Source organism: Arthrobacter sp. KBS0703, assembly GCF_002008315.2.
In the GTDB taxonomy this organism is placed as follows: Bacteria; Actinomycetota; Actinomycetes; order Actinomycetales; family Micrococcaceae; genus Arthrobacter.
This window is the reverse complement of record NZ_MVDG02000001.1, coordinates 716000-732556: the sequence shown is the minus strand read 5'-3', so window position 1 is coordinate 732556 and position 16557 is coordinate 716000. Positions and strand designations below refer to the sequence as shown.

The following is a 16557-nucleotide window of genomic DNA, read 5'->3' as shown; positions in this document are numbered from 1 at the left end:
CGGTAGCCTGTAGTGGTGAGCACAAATCCTACCCGCGTCTTCGTGGCACGCCTTCTGGGACTGGACGTCTTCGACCCCCTGGGCGACCGTCTGGGCCGGCTGCGCGACGTCGTGGTGCTCTCCCGCGGTACCCGCGGCGCCCCGCACGTGGTGGGCATCGTCGTCGAGGTGCCCGGCAAGAAGCGCGTGTTCGTACCCATGACGCGGATTACCTCCATCGACCAGACCCAGATCATCTGCACCGGCCTGGTCAACCTCCGCCGCTTCGAACAACGCGGTGCCGAGACCCTGGTGGTGGCCGAGATGTTCGACCGCCGCGTCACGCTCCGGGACGGCAGCGGTGACGCCACCATCGAGGACATCGCGATGGACCAGCACCGCTCCGGCGACTGGTTCGTCAGCAAGCTGTTCGTCCGGCGCGGCCATTCGCTGGCCCCGTTGAGCAGGCTCCGGCGCAACGAAACCATGATCATCGACTGGGCGGACGCGCACCAGGGGGCCAAGACCGAGCCCCAGGCCGCCACGCAGTTCGTCGCCAACCACGAGGACCTCAAGCCCGCGGACTTCGCCGAGGCACTGCAGGAGATGAGCGACAAACGGCGGTTCGAAGTCGCCAGCGAACTCCAGGACGAACGCCTCGCCGACGTCCTGCAGGAGCTGCCCGAAGACGACCAGGTGGAGATCCTCTCCGCCCTGGACGTCCAGCGCGCGGCCGACGTCCTGGAGGAGATGGACCCCGACGACGCCGCCGACCTCCTCGGTGAACTCCCCTCCGCGCAGGCCGAAGAGCTGCTGCAGCTGATGGAGCCCGAAGGCGCGGAGGACGTTCGCCGCCTGCTCGAATACGACGAAGACACCGCCGGCGGCCTAATGACGCCCGTTCCTGTCATCCTTCCGCCCGAGGCCACGGTGGCTGAGGCACTCGCCCACGTCCGCCGTGAAGAGCTGTCCCCCGCTCTGGCCTCGTCCATCTTCATTGCCCGGCCGCCGCTGGAAACTCCCACCGGCCGCTTCCTTGGCGTGGTGCACATCCAGCAGCTGCTCCGCTTTCCGCCGTTCGAGCCGCTCGGAAACCTCGTGGACAAGAACCTGGAGCCGCTGTCGGACCAGGCCCACATCAGCGAGGTGGCCCGCACGCTGGCCACCTACAACCTGAACTCGCTACCCGTGGTCAACCAGGCCGGCCGGCTGGTAGGGGCCGTGACCGTTGATGACGTCCTCGATCATCTGCTGCCGGATGACTGGCGGGCAAACGACGGCGAAGCTCCCATCAGAAGGCTTGGAGGCCGCATTGGCTGAAAACACCGCAAAGGGCGCCGGTCCGCGGACTCAAGGTAAGGCCGCGGGCAAGGGCAGCCTGGACACCCCGCTGAGCGGCCGGCAGCGCATCCTGCCCAAGTTCTCCCCCGATCCCGATGCGTTCGGCCACGCCACCGAAGGTTTTGCCCGCTTCATGGGCACGCCGCAGTTCCTGCTGTACATGACCGTGTTCTGTTTGTTCTGGCTGGCCTGGAACACGTTCGCCCCCTCAGCCTGGCAGTTCGACAAGGTTGAGCTTGGCTTCACGCTCCTGACGCTGATGCTCTCCCTGCAGGCCTCCTACGCCGCTCCGCTGCTGCTGCTGGCCCAGAACCGCCAGGACGACCGCGACCGCGTCTCCCTCCAGCAGGACCGCCAGCGCGCCGAGCGCAACCTCTCCGACACCGAATACCTGACCCGCGAACTGGCCTCGCTGCGCATCGCGTTGCGTGAAGTGGCCACCCGCGACTACGTCAGGGCCGAGCTCCGCAGCATGCTCGAAGACCTGCTGGAGGCCCAGGAGGAGTTGCGCACGCACGAAGCCACCGGCCCCGGCAGCCACGAGTCGCCCCGCGAACTGGTCAGGGAGAAGCTGAAGGAAAAGCGGGACCGGCAACGCAACCCCCGCACGCAGCAGATCCCCAAGGTCAAGCCGGACAAGGCGGCGCGCCAGAACCGCTCGGCGCAGCCGCGTCCCACCTCTCCCGAAAGCTGAGTACCCACAGCATGAGCACCGCCCTCGTTGAGGCAGTCAACGCTGCCCTGGCAACCGTCATCGATCCGGAACTCCGCCGCCCCATCACGGAACTTGGCATGGTTGATTCCGTGGAGATTTCCGAGGACGGCACGGTGCGCCTCGCGGTGTTGCTCACCATCGCGGGCTGCCCCCTCAGGGACACCATCACGAGGGATTCCGAGGCAGCGTTGCTGCGTGTTCCAGGCGTCACCGCCGTCGACGTCGACCTGAAGGTGATGACCCAGGCCCAGCGCGACGCCCTGAAGGAGCAGCTCCGCGGTCCCGGGGGCCAGCGCGGCATCCCGTTCAACCAGCCGGGATCGCTGACCAAGGTGTTTGCCGTGGCCAGTGGCAAGGGCGGCGTGGGAAAGTCCTCCGTCACCGTCAACCTGGCCTGCTCCCTGGCAGCCCAGGGCCTCCGCGTCGGCATTGTGGATGCGGATGTCTACGGCTTCTCGGTTCCGGCCCTGATGGGCATCACGCAGCCGCCTACCCGGGTGGATGACATGATCCTTCCCCCGGTGGCCTACGGTGTGAAAGTCATCTCGATCGGCATGTTCGTCACGGGAAACCAGCCGGTCGCCTGGCGCGGACCGATGCTGCACCGGGCACTCGAGCAGTTCCTCACGGACGTCTACTTCGGAGACCTGGACGTCCTCTTCCTTGATCTGCCTCCGGGCACCGGCGATATCGCCATTTCTGTGGCGCAGCTGCTGCCCAAAGCCGAAATCCTGGTGGTCACCACTCCCCAGGCCGCCGCGGCCGATGTCGCCGAGCGGGCCGGCGCCATCGCCACCCAGACGGGTCAGACGGTGGCCGGGGTCATCGAGAACATGTCGTACCTGGAAATGCCCGACGGCGGCCGGATGGAACTGTTCGGAAGCGGCGGCGGGCAGTCGCTCACCGAACGGCTGAGCGCCACGACCGGCACGGACGTGCCGTTGCTGGGTCAGATCCCGCTGGATATCCTCTTGCGGGAAGGCGGGGACTCCGGCCAGCCCATCGTGCTCGGCCGGCCCGAAACGCCCGCAGCGGCGGCACTGTCAGGGATCGCCGGGAAGCTTTCGGCCAAGCCGCGCGGCCTCACCGGGCTGTCGCTGGGGCTGCAGCCCCGCTGAGCCCGGAGCAGAGGGCTGACCGCAGCGCCTAAATAAGGGCAGCGCCTAGGTGGCTTCCGTGTCGAACGGTGCGGGCACGCCGTCGGGCAGGCGCTCCAGCAGCGGCCTGATGTGGGATTCCGGCGACGATTCTCCAGCCGCTACCGCGCCGGAAACGGCGGCCGCGGTGGCAGCGGTCCCGCTGGAAGGTCCGCCCGGGCTCACCGGCTTCGTGTCGTCGTCGAGGAGCGCTTCCTTGATGATGCGGCGCGGATCGTACTGGCGCGGATCGTACTTCTTCCAGTCGACTTCATCGATGTCGATGCCGACTTCTTCCTTGATCTGCTCCCGCGCCCCGGACGCCATCCGGCGCACCTCGCGGACCAGGTTTGTCAGCTTCTGGGTGTATTCGGGCAGCCGCTGGGGGCCGATCACCAGAATGCCGATGAGCAGCAGCAGAATAAACTCCGGGCCGTTGATTCCAAACACTTTAGGAAGATTACCCTCTCCTGGGACGTGGGGACGATTTGATGCCGGTCACGGCCGTATTCCGCCCGCCGGCACAGCCGGGATGCATGTCATTTCGGGAACTGCCGCGCCAACTTGCGGAGGCCGCGTTCCAGGCGGTCAAGGATGGATTCCGTACCGGCATGGTCCGCGCCCGCGTCCGGCCGTGCGTTCGCCACGAGTCCCGGATCCGTTGCCAGGCCTGCCGCCGCCAGCGCTGCCACGGCGTCGTCGGCTGCCTCGGCCGGAAGGTCGGACGTGTAGGTGAAGGTGGTCCCGGAAGCCTCGTAGATGGCGCTCCAGGGCGCCGCCGCCTTGATCCAGAGCCTTCCGCCCGCCTCACTGCCGGCAGCAGCGACTGCAACGAACCCGTCGAGGCCGGCCGGGTGACCCGTCAGCGGATTGACAGGTGAGTCCGGCTGGGTGGGAACGGCCGCATCCTGCCCCTCGGCCGGGAGCGTTGCGGAGTGCTGTTCCAGGATGGTGGCCAGATGCCGGCCGTCGGAGAGCCGCAGCACCACGGCGCGATGGCCGCCCCGCACTGTCGTCGTGGCTGACACCAGGCGGAAGCCCATGGCCTTAAGGTCAGGACACGCCCAGCCCTGGGATCGCAGGTTGGCCAGCCGGTTTTCCGCCTCGCTGGCGGCCGGGCCGTTCCCGGCCGCGCCGGTGACGGGGGTACCGTCCTGGCCAGGAGTGTCAGCGGGGCCGGTGTGCCCGGTGTCGCCGGACACCGAAGCAGCGGTGGCCGCATATTGCGGGGGTTCTCCGGCGGACAGGTAGGCTCCCGCGGCGACTGCCCCGGCGGCCACGACGGCGACGCCGCCGGCAAGACCTGCCAGCCTGAGGGGCTGGTGCGTGGAGCGGCCGCGGCGGGCGCCATGGCCAGATGTGTATAAGAGACAGGATCGTCGCTGGCCGCGGGGATGGCAGCCTCGCGGAGCCTTTCCAGGTACTGGCGCTGCCGCCGGAGCGCGGCGGCGCATTCGCTGCACTGGCGGAGATGATCCGGCGTCCTCGGATGGCGCGCCGCAGCGACGTGCAGAGATGCCGTTTTGTCTTTAAGCCCCCCCAGCAAGCGATGCAACTGAACCATGGCGCCGATCAGAGAACGCCGGCGATGCGGGACAACTTCAACCTCGGCTTGCGGGACTGCTGGGGCCTCGGATCCCGGTGGGCGAGCTTCTCGCGGAGCATGGTCCGGCCACGGTGGATGCGCGACCTCACCGTACCGAGCTTCACGCCCAGGGCCTCGGCGACCTCGTCGTAGGACAGGCCCTCCAGGTCGCACAGCACCACTGCGGCGCGGAAGTCCGGCGGCAGTTCCTCCAGGGCGGCCTGCACGTCGAGGTCCAGGTTGTTGAGTTCGAAGCTCTGCTCCGGCCCCGGCTCCCGGCCCGGCAGCCGTGATTCGGCGTCCTCCGCCAAGGCATCGAAGCGGATCCGGCTCTTGCGCCGCGCCTGGTCCAGGAAGAGGTTCGTGGTGATCCTGTGCAGCCAGCCGTCCAGCGTCCCGGGCTTGAAGTTGGCCAGGGAACGGAAGACCCTGACGAACACTTCTTGGGTCAGGTCCTCGGCGTCGTACTTGTTGCCGGTCAGCCGGTACGCAAGCCGGTAGACCTTGGCGGAGTGGTTGGTCACCACTTCTTCCCACGTGGGCATGACCCAGTCGGCTGCGGGCTCTTCAATTGTAGGGACAGGTGCCACAACTGATCCTGACATCGTCCACTCCCCTCGTGGATGTACTAACGCCTGATGTGGTTGACATCATTGGTTCGGCGCCGATCACCACTTGGATGAGCGGATAACCATCATTTCAAAGATGGCTGGGAATTTCCTGACTGCGGGTCCCCCTTTTGCCGTAAGCGCAACAGTATCCGCCATCACAGGCCACCCCGCCGTCACCTTCCGGCCGTGCGCCGCCGGACCAAGTACGCTGTAAGCAACACGCCCCCTGCCGCCCAGAAAGCGAATACCCATGAGCGCCGATAAGTCCACGAGCTGGTCCTACGCAGAAGATCTGCCTGCCGAGGACGAGGTCCTGCTGCGCGCCCGGGAACGATCATTTGAGCTGGGTGTGACCCCCATCGGACGCGGAGTGGGAGCCGTGCTGACGGTGCTGGCGGCAGCATCAAAGGCGCAGACCGCCGTCGAGATCGGCACGGGCGCCGGGGTGTCCGGCGTGTGCATCCTCCGCGGGCTCGGGCCGCAGGCCGTGCTGACCACCATCGATGTCGACGTCGAGCACCTCAAGGCCGCGCGCGAGGCATTCCACGAAGCCGGAAGCCCGGCGAACCGGACGCGCACCATTTCGGGCCGCGCGGGCGACGTCCTGCCCAGGCTGACCGATGCCGCCTACGACCTCGTGTTCATCGACGGCGACAAGCCTAATTTTCCCCGCTACGTGGAGCAGGCCGTCCGCCTGCTCAAATCCGGCGGCCTCCTGATCGTCAACGATGCCTTGGACAAGGACCGGGTCTCCAACCCCGCGGCGCGTGACGCCACCACCGTTGTACTGCGCCAGGTTGGCAAGTCCGTGCGCGACGACGACCGGCTGTCCTCCGCGATGCTGCCCACCGGAGACGGGCTGCTGGTAGCGGTTAAGAAGTAAAGGCAGGGCCCGCAGCCTGCTGGCTGCGGGCCCTGCCCAACACATTATTCGGTGACGCCGACGAGGCATTCCTTGAGGTTGGCCGCTTCTGCGGCGTTGAGTTCAACCACGAGCCGCCCTCCGCCTTCGAGCGGCACACGCATGATGAGGCTGCGGCCCTCCTTGGTTACTTCCATAGGGCCGTCGCCGGTGCGTGGTTTCATAGCCGCCATGAGGAATATCCCCTCCAAGTAGTCCCAGGACTGAGCAGCCCGGCCGGGCTGAGTCCGCATGGTCAAACAAGCCGCTATGGCGACCGGTTCCGGCAGCCGCCATGGCTGAACACTTCGTATGCTTCTTGTCCCTGCTTATCCTCTATTATCCTGTAATTACCCGTCTGTAGCTAATCGATGGACATTCCGTGCGGCTGAAGATTACGTGTGCTGCCGCACGGCGTGTCGGCGCGGCGGTCAGGGCGGATAATCCCCGCCTCCGGGGAGCTGGGCCCAGGCCCAAAGCCACACCACCCACACGATCTGCAGCAGGACGAACATGACGAGCACCGCGCCACGGTAGGCCCGCGACCTCGACACCAGCGCTGCGGACAGGGCCAGCGGAAACAGCGGGAGCAACATGCGGAACGTGCTGGTCTGCGGGTGCAGGAAAACCACGAGATACCCCATGTAGCACACGCACCACAGCCTGAGTTCCGTTCCCAGCCGCAGCACCGGCCGGGACATCATGAGCAGGCCGAACGCCGCCACGAAGGCAAAGGGCGCCACAATGCCCATGACGGGGCCGAACAGTTGCACGCCGGTGTCGAACCACGGCCTGAACGGCACCAGGTCCTGCCCGCGCCACACCGTTTCGGTCTTGGTGTAGGCCTCGATGTCTCCTGTTGTTGCCCACGCGATGGCGGGCCACAGGAGCGCGGCCGCCGCGCTCACCGCGGTTAGCGCCGCCAGCGACCACAGCTCCGCCCGGCCATGGACGCCTGGGAGGTCCGGCGCGGCAGGGTTCGCCGCACCCCTGTTCCGGCCGTGCCGCCATGCCTCCGCCGCACGGTAGAGGAACAGGAAGCCGGCCATCGCGGCGAACGGCACGCCGGTGGGGCGGGAAAGGCACATCGCCACAACCACGGGAATGGCCCACAGATATTGCCGCCGAATCACCAGCAGCAGGGAGGTGGCGAGCAGAAGTACGTTGAGGGACTCCGCGTACGGCACCTGCAGCACCGGGGAGACGGGGAACGTGGCAAAGAACGCCACTCCCCAAAGGGCTGTCGCGTGCCCGGCCCTGTCGCGGAACAGCACATAAATCACCAGTGAGGCGGCGAGGCCCGCGAGCATCGCGATGACCGTGAGGGCGGCCGCAGGGCTGATTCCCGCGACGCCGGACAGCATCCGCGCCAGCGCGGGGAACAAAGGGTAGAAGGCCCAGGTGTTTTCCCTGACGTTCCCGGCACCATCCACCGGCAGCTCGGAGGGGTACCCGCCGGTGATGACATCGCCGTACCAGCGGGCATCCCAGATGTTGATGAAGTTCCAGTAATCGGGCTTGGCGGGGAACCAGGGGTTCACCCCCTGGTGCAGCGCCGCGGACATGAAGATGCAGGCGCTGAGCAGCCGGGCACCCACATAGAGGGCCGCCGCCTGGACCCACCACGGCGAGCGGCCTGCCCGCGCAGCAAACGACGACGAGACCGCACCCAGCGCACCCGTCATTCCGCCGGCCCGAGCGGGCCGAAGTGCCCCGGACGCTGCCTCGGGCCTGCTGGAAGCAGATCCGGAAGCGGAGCCGGGACCGGGGGCATGACCGGTCAAGGCCGGTCCTCGGCGGTGGCGCTCAGGACATTGTTCCGGAGCTGCTCCCGGAGCCGCTCGATCTCGGCGTCCCGGGCCGCGATCTCGGCCTCCTTGGAAGCGAGCTGGCCATCCTTGGACGCGATCTGGTCGCGGAGGTCATCGAGCACCTCGTCCACCTGGTCCATCCGGTACCCGCGAAGACCCAGCGAAAAGCGGACGTGGTCGACGTCGGTGGGCTTGGCATCGGCGGGCAGCAGGACCGGGGGCAGCGACGCCACAGGCTCATCGAAACCGTCGTCGATCAGCGGGTTCCCGGAGCGCCTCTTCCGCATGAGGCCTGCCCCGATGTCGGTCCCGATCAGGGCTGTTGCGCCTATCAGGACGATGGCAAGGAAAACGAGGAAGAAACTCACATCAACCATCGTGCCAGACGCCGGCGCCTCTGCGGCCCAGCCCGCTACTCGGGCCGCTGGTCGCCGTTGGTGGACGGCGGGCGGACGTGGCCGTGCAGGACAAGGTTGACGGCCTCTTCCGGGTCGTCCACCACCTGGACCAGGTCCATGTCCTTCTCGGACACCATGCCCTCGGCCACCAGCGTCCCCCGGATCCATTCCATCATCGGGCCCCAGAAATCCTTGCCCAGGAGCACGATCGGGAAGGAGGTCACCTTCTGCGTCTGGACGAGGACCATGGCTTCGAAGAGTTCGTCAAGGGTGCCGAGTCCACCGGGCAGGACAATGAAACCCTGCGCATACTTCACGAACATGGTCTTCCGGGCGAAGAAGTACCGGAAGTTGATCCCCAGGTCCACCCACTGGTTCAGCCCCTGCTCGAACGGCAGTTCGATGCCAAGGCCGACCGACACGCCGTTGCCTTCCACGGCTCCGCGGTTGGCCGCCTCCATCGATCCCGGGCCGCCTCCGGTGATGACCGCCACGCCGGCTTCCGCCAGTTTGCGCCCCACCTCAACACCCATCTCATAGAACAAGCTCCCCGGCTTGGTGCGTGCCGAGCCGAAAACGCTGACAGCCTGGCCCAGGTCCGACAGCGCACCGAAGCCTTCCACGAATTCGCTCTGGATCCGCATCACCCTCCAGGGGTCGGTGTGGATGAAGTGTCCGGGGCCCTTGGTGTCGAGCAGCCGCTGGTCCGACATCTCAACCGCCGCCTGCTTGCGGCGGAGCTCAAGGGGCCCTTTGCGGCGGGGCTGAACGGATTTTGACGGATCTGCGTTGATGCTCATCACCCAAGGCTAACCTGCTGACCTGCAGGTATCTCTTGAATTACGATCCGCAGGAAGTTGGAGTGATTGCGGTCATATGTGACCAATGTTCGCTAGATTCGTACTTATGACTACTCAAGTGCCCGGCGATGCCCTCGTCTCCCTGAATGCCGTCAATAAGCACTACGGCCAGCTGCACGTTTTGAAGGACATCAACCTCCAGGTCCGCAAGGGCGAGGTCGTTGTGGTCATCGGTCCGTCAGGCTCGGGCAAGTCCACGCTGTGCCGGGCCATCAACCGCCTCGAAACCATTGATGACGGCGATATCGCCATCGACGGCAAGGAACTGCCCGCAGAAGGCAAGGAGCTTGCGCGCCTCCGCGCGGACGTCGGCATGGTTTTCCAGTCGTTCAACCTCTTCGCGCACAAGACCATCCTGGAAAACGTGACCCTCGGCCCCATCAAGGTGAAGGGAGTGTCCAAGGCGGAGGCGGACAAGGAGGCCATGGCCCTGCTCGAGCGTGTGGGAGTCGGCCACCAGGCACCCAAGCTGCCGGCCCAGCTCTCCGGCGGCCAGCAGCAGCGTGTGGCCATCGCCCGCGCACTGGCCATGAAGCCCAAGGTCATGCTTTTCGACGAGCCCACCTCGGCGCTGGACCCGGAGATGATCAACGAAGTCCTGGACGTCATGATCCAGCTGGCCAAGGAGGGCATGACCATGATCGTGGTGACCCACGAGATGGGCTTCGCCCGCAAGGCAGCCGACCGCGTCGTGTTCATGGCGGACGGCCAGATCGTCGAAGACGCCACGCCGGAGCAGTTCTTCACCAATCCCCAAAGCAGCCGCGCCAAGGACTTCCTCTCCAAGCTCCTCACGCACTGACAACTCCCCAGTTCGCACCCCAAGGCCGTCTATGGCGGCCGCCCAATGAAAGGAATGTCATGAAGGCATTTTTGACCCGAAGGAAATCCCTTCTGGTAGCAGCATCCGCAGCTCTTGCACTGACCCTGAGCGCTTGCGGCGGCGGCAGCACCGGCGGCGGCACCAATCCCTCCCCCGTCGAAAAGCCGAGCTTCGCCGCTGGTTCCACCATGGAAAAGCTCTCTTCTGCCGGCAAGGTGACCATCGGCACCAAGTTTGACCAGCCGCTGTTCGGCCAGAAGGGCCTGGACGGCAAGCCGGTGGGCTTTGACGTCGAAATCGGGAAGCTGATCGCTGCCAAGCTGGGGATCCCCGCTGACAAGATCGAATGGGTTGAAACCGTCTCCGCCAACCGCGAACAGTTCATCAAGCAGGGCAAGGTGGACCTGATCGTCGCCACCTACACGATCAACGACAAGCGCAAGACCGAAGTCGACTTTGCCGGCCCCTACTACGAAGCAGGCCAGGCGCTCATGGTGAACAAGGACAACACGTCCATCACCAAGCCAGAGGACGTCAAGGGCAAGAACGTCTGCTCCGTGACCGGATCCACCCCTGCTGCCACCATCGTGGAAAAGTACGGCGCAGTCCTGGTTCCGGCGGCCACCTACTCGGCCTGCCTTGAGCCGCTGCGCAACAAGCAGGTTGAGGCGGTCACCACAGACAACGTGATCCTGGCCGGCTTTGTCAACAAGGAACCGGACGCCTTCAAGCTGGCCTCCGAAGAGACCTTCACGAAGGAGCCCTACGGCATCGGCCTGAAGAAGGGCGATACCGAATTCCGCAACTGGATCAACGACCAGCTGGAAGGCTTTGCCAAGGACGGCTCCTACAAGAAGGCCTGGGAAGCCACTGCTGGCGCTGTCATCAAGACTGCACCTGACCTTCCCGCGATCGACCGCTACTAAAACCGGTGTGGCGGTTACCTGCGGCCGTGCACTCCACGGCGCCGGTAACCGCCGCCTCCGTTTTCCGCTCATTCCCCACGAACGCAGCTGAAGGACCCTATGGACGTCATCATTGAGAGCCTCCCGCAGTACTGGGACGGCTTTCTCAGAACCCTGTTCCTGGCCGTCGTGTCCGGCATTATTGCCCTGGTCGTTGGCACGCTCCTCGCCGCCGCCCGGGTGTCCCCCGTAGCAGCCCTCCGCGGTTTCAGCATGGCGTACGTGGAGGTGGTGCGTAACACCCCCCTGACCATCGCCTTCTTTTTTGCTGCCGTGGTTCTGCCCCGGCTTGGCGTGACCTTCCAGCAGTTCGAGGTCGCCGCCATCATCGCGCTCAGCGCGTACACGTCGGCCTTCATCGCCGAAGCCGTGCGGTCAGGCGTCAACAGCGTCCCGGTCGGCCAGGCGGAGGCTGCACGCAGCATCGGCATGAAGTTCGGCCAGGTGCTGTCCCTCATCATCCTCCCCCAGGCACTGCGCACGGTGGTTCCGCCCCTCATCAACATCCTGATCGCACTCGTCAAGAACTCCTCGGTGGCCGGTGCGTTCTACGTGCTGGAGCTGTTCGGCTACGGCAAACAGCTCGCCAACGAACACGGTGACGCGGTCATGTGGGTGCTCGTGGGCGTTGCCTTCTTCTACCTCCTGATCACAGTGCCGCTTGGCTACCTGGCCCACCAGGTCGAACGAAAGGTGGCGATCGCCCGATGACTTCCGTTCTCTACGACGTCCCGGGCCCCAAGGCCCGCCGGGTCTCCCTGATCGGCTCCGTCATCGGTGTCGTGCTCATCGGCGGCCTGCTGGCGCTTGCCATTGTCACGCTCGCCCAGCAGGGAATCTTCCAGGCGCAGCGGTGGGCGATCTTCGGGCAGGCGGATGTCTGGACGCTGATCCTTAACGGCATCGGCGCCACGTTGAGTGCCGCCGCCATCTCAGCTGTCATCGCCTTCCCGCTGGGGCTCCTGCTGTGCCTCATGCGCATCTCTGATATCGCCTGGATCAGGATTCCCACCCGGATCGTGCTGGAATTCCTGCGCGGCATGCCCGTGGTCCTGATGATGCTGTTCGTGCTGCTCGTGTTCGCCACCAGCTCGTTCATTGCGGTCGTTGCCGGCCTGGTGCTCTATAACTCGGCGATCTTTGCCGAGATCATCCGCGCGGGCATCCAGTCCCTTCCAAAGGGCCAGCGCGAAGCCGGCCTGGCGATCGGCCTGACCAGCTTCCAGTCCCGGCTAAGCGTCGAACTGCCGCAGGCCATCAGGCGCATGCTGCCGTCCCTGGTGGCTCAGCTCGTGGTGCTGCTGAAGGACACCTCGCTGGGGTACATCGTCGCCTACGGCGAGCTCCTGCGCGCGGTGCAGGTGATGGCGGACTTCCTCGGCCCGCAGTTCCTGTTCCCGGTGTTCTTCGTGGCGGCGGCAATTTACATCGCCATCAACCTGGCGGTCTCCCGGCTCGCCATCTGGATTGAACGCCGCGGTTCCAAGAAGGCTGCCGGCGGCGTGGCGAAGGCCCCCACGGCCGGCGTCTCCACCGTGGTCAAGTAAACCCGTGAAGTAACCCGCCAGGTCCGCGGGCGCAAGGACAGAAGGTCCGCAACCGAATGGTTGCGGACCTTCTGTCTTTGCCAACGTTCGGGCTGGTCGGCCCTTCAGCCGGAACGGCTGCTCAGGACAGCCACGTCTGCAGTGCGCGGAGGCAGGCCCGGACGGCTTCGGCCTCCACGTGCTCGTTGTCCTTGTGCGCCAGCAGCGCATCACCGGGGCCGAAGTTCACCGCCGGGATCCCGAGCTCGCTGAAACGCGCGACGTCGGTCCAGCCGTATTTGGGTTTGGGTTCGGCTCCCACGGCGGCCACGAAGGACGCGGCCGCGGGGTGGTGCAGTCCGGGCCGCGCGCCGGCGGCGCTGTCCGTGCGGACGACATCGAATCCTTGGAGCAGCTCCTGCACGTGGGCCTCCGCCTGGTCGGGTGTCTTGTCCGGCGCGAAGCGGTAGTTGATCTCCACCACGCAGCGGTCGGGAATGACGTTGCCGGCTGTGCCGCCGTGGATCTTCACGGCATTCAAGCTTTCGCGGTATTCCAGGCCGTCCACGTTGATGGTCTGCGGCCGGTACCCTGCGAGCCGTTCCAGGATGGGCGCCGCGGCGTGGATGGCGTTGCGGCCCATCCACGCACGCGCCGAATGGGCGGCCTCCCCCGTTGTGGTGGCCTCAAACCGCATGGTTCCGTTGCAGCCACCTTCAACGTTGCCGTCGGTCGGTTCCAGCAGGATGGCGAAGTCGCCCCTTAGCAGGTCCCCGTGGTTCCGGACAAGCCGGCCCAGGCCGCTCTTGACGGCTTCCACTTCCTCGTGGTCGTAGAAGACGAACGTGACGTCCTTGGTCGGCTCAGCGCCGCCGTCGAACATGGACGCGGCGAGCGCGAGCTGCACCGCAACGCCGCCTTTCATGTCGGTGGCGCCGCGGCCGTAGAGGACTCCTTCGCCCGGAACACCTGAGGGCCAGCTGGACGGAACCGTCCCCAGCGAGCCGGGCGTCACAGGCAGCGGCACCGTGTCCAGGTGGCCTGCCAGGATCACGCGTTCGGCCCTGCCGAGGTCCGTGCGGGCGATGATCGAGTCCCCGTCCCGGACCAGATTGAGGCCGGGGAGCCGGCGGAGCGCGGACTCCACCGCGTCGGCAAGCGCGCCTTCGTTGCCCGACACGCTGTCCATGTCGATGAGAGCAGACGTCAGCAGGGCCACGTCCTGGCGCAGGTCAAGGGTCACAGGGGCTGTTTCGGCAATCACCATCCAACTCTATCGCCGCGGGGCTGCAGGTTTCTGTGCGTGCACGTCGTCTCGATAGACTGGGGCCATGACTGAAACCGCTTCTTCTGCCGTGCCCGCTGCCCAAACGCTGTCCGACGACTCCCGCTCGGCCTACGGATTCGGAGTGGCCACCATCGCCACCCGCAGCGGTGACGCCACGGTGCTCGATGTCTGGTTCCCGGCCCCTGCCCTCGGCGTGGCCGCCGAAAGCCTTCGCCGCGTCGAGAACGCCGACGAATCCCTGGCCGCGATCGCCGCGGAGGGAACAGATGCGGACCGCGGCACCGAACAGAAGGTCGTGTTCGTGCAGGTCAACCTGGACGAAGCACCGGCCGACACCGCCGATGCCTACCTCCGCCTCCACCTCCTGTCGCACCGCCTCGTCAAGCCCAACACCATCAACCTCGACGGCGTCTTCGGAAAGCTCCCGAACGTCGTCTGGACCAACTTCGGCCCGTGCGCCGTGGACGGCTTCGAACTGACGCGCGCGAAGCTCCGCAGGCGCGGCGCCGTGACCGTCTACGGCGTCGACAAGTTCCCCCGCATGGTGGACTACGTCGTCCCCGCAGGCGTCCGCATCGCCGACGCCGACCGCGTACGGCTCGGTGCCCACCTGGCCGAAGGCACCACCGTCATGCACGAGGGCTTCGTCAACTTCAACGCCGGCACGCTGGGCACCTCCATGGTGGAAGGCCGCATCTCCGCCGGTGTGGTGGCGGGCGACGGCACCGACGTCGGCGGCGGCGCCTCGATCATGGGCACCCTTTCCGGCGGCGGAAAGGAAAAGATAGCTTTGGGCCAGCGCGTGCTGCTGGGCGCAAACTCCGGCGTGGGCATCAGCATCGGCGACGATTCCGTGGTGGAGGCCGGCCTCTACGTCACCGCCGGCACGCGGGTCCGCGTGGTCGGTCCGAAAGACGCCGACGGCGAAGATACCTCCAAAATCGTCAAGGCCGTGGAGCTCTCCGGCGTGCCCAACCTGCTCTTCCGCCGCAACTCCAGCACCGGTGCGGTGGAAGTCCTGCCGCGCAAGGGCCAGACCGTGGAGCTGAACGACGCCCTGCACGCCAACTGACCCGTCCGGGTGCGGCCGGCACTGGCATCTACCGGCCCGACGAGGGCCTGAGGGAGAGTACGTGACACGCAGACGCAAGCTGCGCGGAGCGATCGTCGTCGTCCTCTCCCTCGTCCTCGTCGCCGGCGGCATCTACACGGTGACAGCGCTGGTGCAGCGCTCCGAGCAGCTCGTCACGGAAGGGTGCACCGCCGTCGTCGGGACGCAACGCGCCGAGCTGGCCACGGACCAGGCCGCCAACGCGGCCTTGATCACTGCCGTCTCAGTGCGCCGGGGGCTGCCGCCGCGTGCGGCGAGCATCGCCCTCGCCACGGCCATGCAGGAGTCCAAGCTGAGGAATATCGGCCACGGCGATCTGGCGGGACCGGATTCCAGGGGCCTGTTCCAGCAGCGGCCTTCCCAGGGCTGGGGCACCCAGGAACAGGTGATGGACCCGCACCACGCCACGAACGCGTTTTACGACGCGCTCGTGGAGGTTCCCGGTTACGCGACCATGGCGATCACCGAGGCCGCGCAGCGCGTCCAGCGTTCGGCGCACCCCCGCGCCTATGCACAGCACGAGGCCATGGGCCGCGTCTTCGCCTCGGCGTTGAGCGGCCAGGCCCGCGGTGCCCTTGACTGCACGCTCCGCACCCCGGACGCCGCCGGTGACCCCGAGGCCCTGTTGGCCGAGGCGGAGTCCGCGTACGGAGCCCTTCCCGCCACGGCGTCCGGCCGGACCCTCGAACTGGAGGCAACGGATGACCTGGCGTGGTCGCTGGCGCACTGGGCGGTGGCAAACGCGAAAAAGTTCGCCGTGACCCGCGTCCAGGTGGACGGACAAAGCTGGGACCGGCAGGCCCGGAACGGATGGCAGGACGCGGGCGCCTCCGACGGCAGGGTAGTTATCACCCTTGCCGGGGACCCGGCTTAGACCAGTATTTCCACGACTGGCTGCACGTAGCTCCGGAACACTTCGGGCTGGGACAACAGGTCGTGGCTCATGATGATCTTGTCAGGTTCCAGGAACCATGCGCGCTGCTCATCGAGCGGGAGTTCAATGATGGTCAGGTCGAAGTCCCGTGAATTCCGGCCGACCTCGAGCAGCCGGTCCTCCACGATGTCCTCCAGCAGGTGCGCGGAACCGCCGGCCACGCGTTCGGCTTCCAGCTCCGCGTATTCCTTCCGGCGCTCCCGGGCCCAGGTCAGGGCGGCCCCGAAGTGCGCCTGCAGTACCCGCCGGAGCGCCGGGGAATTGGCAAAGGACCTGAAGCCCGGCGGCGACATCTCCGGGGACATCTGCGGATGGGCCTTCACGAGCTGTTCCCACCAGGCTTCCCACTCGGTCTTGAGCGCGCTGATCCCACCCACCTCGGCGGTCAGGTGGGAGTGATCGGCGTGCCGGACCTTGGGCGCGGCATGGGAAAGGGCGGGAAAGCCTGCACCGTCCAGTCCGGAAACATCACGTATGTAAAGGGCAATGAGCATGGGCCCTGACGTGTCCATGGTGATTCGCCAGCCTGGACCGCCTGTGTGCTGCATCCGCATGCCTCCTTGGCATCTTGAA

19 protein-coding genes are annotated in these 16557 nt (G+C 66.4%); 10 read left to right on the top strand and 9 right to left on the bottom strand.

Annotated elements, in window-relative coordinates:
* The first annotated feature begins 15 nt into the window (after window positions 1-15).
* The 3 genes from B1A87_RS03525 to B1A87_RS03515 are packed head-to-tail and all read left to right on the top strand — an operon-like array spanning window position 16 to window position 3153.
* Window positions 16-1299: a magnesium transporter MgtE N-terminal domain-containing protein gene (locus tag B1A87_RS03525; RefSeq protein ID WP_078028204.1), complete on the top strand. Its 1284-nt coding sequence runs from the start codon at window positions 16-18 to the stop codon at window positions 1297-1299.
* A complete protein-coding gene (locus B1A87_RS03520) occupies window positions 1280-2014 on the top strand; it encodes a DUF1003 domain-containing protein (RefSeq protein ID WP_078028095.1) in 735 nt (244 codons plus the stop codon). The genes B1A87_RS03525 and B1A87_RS03520 overlap by 20 nt, the downstream gene beginning before the upstream one ends.
* Before the next feature lie 11 nt (window positions 2015-2025).
* On the top strand, window positions 2026-3153 hold the full coding sequence (locus B1A87_RS03515) for an Mrp/NBP35 family ATP-binding protein (RefSeq protein WP_078028096.1): 1128 nt from the start codon (window positions 2026-2028) through the stop codon (window positions 3151-3153).
* 45 nt (window positions 3154-3198) lie between these two features.
* On the opposite strand, the gene B1A87_RS03510 is transcribed toward B1A87_RS03515, so the two are convergent.
* The 3 genes from B1A87_RS03510 to sigE all read right to left on the bottom strand — a co-directional run bounded on the left by B1A87_RS03510 (window position 3199) and on the right by sigE (window position 5361).
* Window positions 3199-3621 carry a Sec-independent protein translocase TatB gene (locus tag B1A87_RS03510; RefSeq protein ID WP_078028097.1) on the bottom strand — a complete coding sequence of 141 codons (423 nt, stop codon included), beginning with the start codon at window positions 3619-3621 and terminating at the stop codon, window positions 3199-3201.
* A gap of 89 nt (window positions 3622-3710) precedes the next feature.
* Window positions 3711-4625, bottom strand: a complete 915-nt coding sequence (locus B1A87_RS03505; RefSeq protein WP_144275710.1) for a hypothetical protein — start codon at window positions 4623-4625, stop codon at window positions 3711-3713.
* Window positions 4626-4743: 118 nt separating this feature from the next.
* Window positions 4744-5361, bottom strand: a complete 618-nt coding sequence (gene sigE / locus B1A87_RS03500; protein ID WP_078028098.1) for an RNA polymerase sigma factor SigE — start codon at window positions 5359-5361, stop codon at window positions 4744-4746.
* Between the two features lie 256 nt (window positions 5362-5617).
* Between sigE and B1A87_RS03495 the strand changes: the two genes are divergently transcribed.
* Complete coding sequence (locus B1A87_RS03495; protein ID WP_078028099.1) at window positions 5618-6250, top strand: O-methyltransferase; 633 nt, start codon at window positions 5618-5620, stop codon at window positions 6248-6250.
* 44 nt (window positions 6251-6294) lie between these two features.
* Here B1A87_RS03495 and B1A87_RS03490 read toward each other — a convergent pair whose 3' ends face one another.
* The 4 genes from B1A87_RS03490 to B1A87_RS03475 form a co-directional block, all read right to left on the bottom strand.
* Complete coding sequence (locus B1A87_RS03490) at window positions 6295-6462, bottom strand: DUF3117 domain-containing protein (protein ID WP_009357720.1); 168 nt, start codon at window positions 6460-6462, stop codon at window positions 6295-6297.
* 237 nt (window positions 6463-6699) lie between these two features.
* Entirely contained in the window at window positions 6700-7953 is a 1254-nt protein-coding gene (locus tag B1A87_RS03485; protein ID WP_078028100.1) for a hypothetical protein, read from the bottom strand.
* A 95-nt stretch (window positions 7954-8048) separates the two neighbouring features.
* Window positions 8049-8456, bottom strand: a complete 408-nt coding sequence (locus B1A87_RS03480) for a DivIVA domain-containing protein (protein WP_260680626.1) — start codon at window positions 8454-8456, stop codon at window positions 8049-8051.
* Between the two features lie 35 nt (window positions 8457-8491).
* Window positions 8492-9277: a TIGR00730 family Rossman fold protein gene (locus tag B1A87_RS03475; RefSeq protein ID WP_078028101.1), complete on the bottom strand. Its 786-nt coding sequence runs from the start codon at window positions 9275-9277 to the stop codon at window positions 8492-8494.
* Between the two features lie 106 nt (window positions 9278-9383).
* Here B1A87_RS03475 and B1A87_RS03470 point away from each other — a divergent pair, with 106 nt between their 5' ends.
* The 4 genes from B1A87_RS03470 (at window position 9384) to B1A87_RS03455 (ending at window position 12672) form a co-directional block, all read left to right on the top strand.
* A complete protein-coding gene (locus tag B1A87_RS03470) occupies window positions 9384-10139 on the top strand; it encodes an amino acid ABC transporter ATP-binding protein (RefSeq protein ID WP_078028102.1) in 756 nt (251 codons plus the stop codon).
* A 59-nt stretch (window positions 10140-10198) separates the two neighbouring features.
* Window positions 10199-11086, top strand: coding sequence for a glutamate ABC transporter substrate-binding protein (locus B1A87_RS03465; protein WP_078028103.1), 888 nt, complete (start codon window positions 10199-10201; stop codon window positions 11084-11086).
* Between the two features lie 99 nt (window positions 11087-11185).
* On the top strand, window positions 11186-11836 hold the full coding sequence (locus B1A87_RS03460) for an amino acid ABC transporter permease (RefSeq protein WP_078028104.1): 651 nt from the start codon (window positions 11186-11188) through the stop codon (window positions 11834-11836).
* Entirely contained in the window at window positions 11833-12672 is an 840-nt protein-coding gene (locus tag B1A87_RS03455; RefSeq protein ID WP_078028105.1) for an amino acid ABC transporter permease, read from the top strand. The genes B1A87_RS03460 and B1A87_RS03455 overlap by 4 nt, the downstream gene beginning before the upstream one ends.
* A gap of 121 nt (window positions 12673-12793) precedes the next feature.
* Here the strand turns inward: B1A87_RS03455 and dapE are convergent, their stop codons facing one another.
* Complete coding sequence (dapE, locus tag B1A87_RS03450; protein WP_139362791.1) at window positions 12794-13918, bottom strand: succinyl-diaminopimelate desuccinylase; 1125 nt, start codon at window positions 13916-13918, stop codon at window positions 12794-12796.
* Window positions 13919-13982: 64 nt separating this feature from the next.
* On the opposite strand from dapE, the gene dapD reads away from it, so the two are divergent.
* On the top strand, window positions 13983-15011 hold the full coding sequence (dapD, locus tag B1A87_RS03445) for a 2,3,4,5-tetrahydropyridine-2,6-dicarboxylate N-succinyltransferase (protein ID WP_078028106.1): 1029 nt from the start codon (window positions 13983-13985) through the stop codon (window positions 15009-15011).
* A gap of 61 nt (window positions 15012-15072) precedes the next feature.
* Window positions 15073-15924 carry a hypothetical protein gene (locus tag B1A87_RS03440; protein WP_078028107.1) on the top strand — a complete coding sequence of 284 codons (852 nt, stop codon included), beginning with the start codon at window positions 15073-15075 and terminating at the stop codon, window positions 15922-15924.
* Here B1A87_RS03440 and B1A87_RS03435 read toward each other — a convergent pair.
* Complete coding sequence (locus B1A87_RS03435; RefSeq protein ID WP_078028208.1) at window positions 15921-16532, bottom strand: hypothetical protein; 612 nt, start codon at window positions 16530-16532, stop codon at window positions 15921-15923. The genes B1A87_RS03440 and B1A87_RS03435 overlap by 4 nt on opposite strands.
* Window positions 16533-16557: the final 25 nt, after the last annotated feature.